At 72.8% G+C, this 1381-nt stretch carries 1 protein-coding gene; it reads left to right on the plus strand.

Annotated features, from left to right (window positions below):
* Positions 1-248: 248 nt before the first annotated feature.
* Positions 249-1381: nitrilase-related carbon-nitrogen hydrolase (locus GGQ93_RS16115; protein WP_311734621.1), on the plus strand; the 1133-nt coding region annotated here is incomplete at its 3' end.

Genomic DNA, 1381 nt, shown 5'->3' on the forward strand with positions numbered 1-1381 from the left:
GTCATCGAACGCGTCTGATCCATTGCTCCCCCATCGGGGGAGCTGTCAGCGAAGCTGACTGAGGGGGGCGAACCCATCGCCGGCGTCGGCGGCCGGGCCCCCCCCCCCCCCCCGGGGCCCCCCCCCCCCCCCGGGGGGGGGGGGGGGGGGGGGGGGGGGAGGAATGGGGCCGCCGAACCATTCCCGCCGTACGTCATTCCCCGCTATAGAGGTCCGGCCGGCGCGGGCCGGGTGATGCGGACGATGTGATGACCGAGAGCCACCCCTTTTTCTCGCCCAAGACCCACGGCTTCGTGCGGGTGGCGGCGGCGACGCCGGTCAGCCATGTGGGCGATCCGGCCGCGAACGCTCAGGCGCATCTGGCGCTGATCCGGCAGGCGGCGGACCAGGGTGTGGACCTGATGGTGTTTCCGGAGCTGTCGCTGTCAGCCTATGCGATCGACGACCTGCACATGCAGGCGGCCCTGCTGGACGAGGTGGAGCGGCAGGTCGCGGTCCTGGCCCAGGCGACCGGGGGGGGCACGGCCGAGCATGAGCTGATCGCCGTGGTCGGGGCGCCGCTGCGGCAGGGGGACGCCCTGTTCAACTGCGCCGTGGTGATGGGCGGGGGCGAGGTGCTGGCCGTGGTGCCCAAGACCTATCTGCCCAACTATCGCGAATATTATGAGAAGCGCTGGTTCGCCCCGGCGACGGCGCGGACCGAGGATGTGATCCGGCTGAACGGCGAGACGGTGGATTTCGCGCCGGGCCTGATCTTCGAGGCGACGAACCGGCCGGGCTTCGTCTTTGCGGTCGAGATCTGCGAGGACTATTGGGCGCCCCTGCCCCCCTCGACCCGGGCGGCCCTGGCGGGGGCGCGCATCCTGCTGAACCTGTCGGCCTCCAACATCGTCATCGGCAAGGCGGACGAGCGCGCCATGCTGAGCGCCAGCCATTCGGCCCGGACCCTGTCGGCCTATGTCTTCACCGCCTCGGGCTGGGGCGAATCGACCACCGACCTGGCCTGGGACGGTCAGGCGACCATCCACGAACTGGGAACGAAGCTGGCCGAGGGCGAACGGTTCGCCCTGGAGAACCATCTGACGATCGCCGATATCGACGTGGACCGGATCGGCCTGGACCGGCTGAGAAACGGCACCTTCGCCGACTGCGCCCGCAACGAGGGAGAGGCCGCAACCGTCGTCCCCTTCATGGCGCGCGACGTTCCTCCCCCAGGGGGGGAGGGGGACCGCGAAGCGGTGGAGGGGGTTGGGGCGGGGGGGGGGGGGGGGGGGGGGGGGGGGGGGGGCGGGCGGGGGGGGGGGGGGGGCGGGGGGGGGGGGGCGGGGCGGGGGGGGGGGGGGGGCCGCAAAGGGGAGACGAGACAGGGGGGACGGGCACG

Origin of the sequence: Brevundimonas aurantiaca (assembly GCF_014199955.1) — a bacterium.
GTDB classification, from domain to species: Bacteria; Pseudomonadota; Alphaproteobacteria; order Caulobacterales; family Caulobacteraceae; genus Brevundimonas; species Brevundimonas aurantiaca.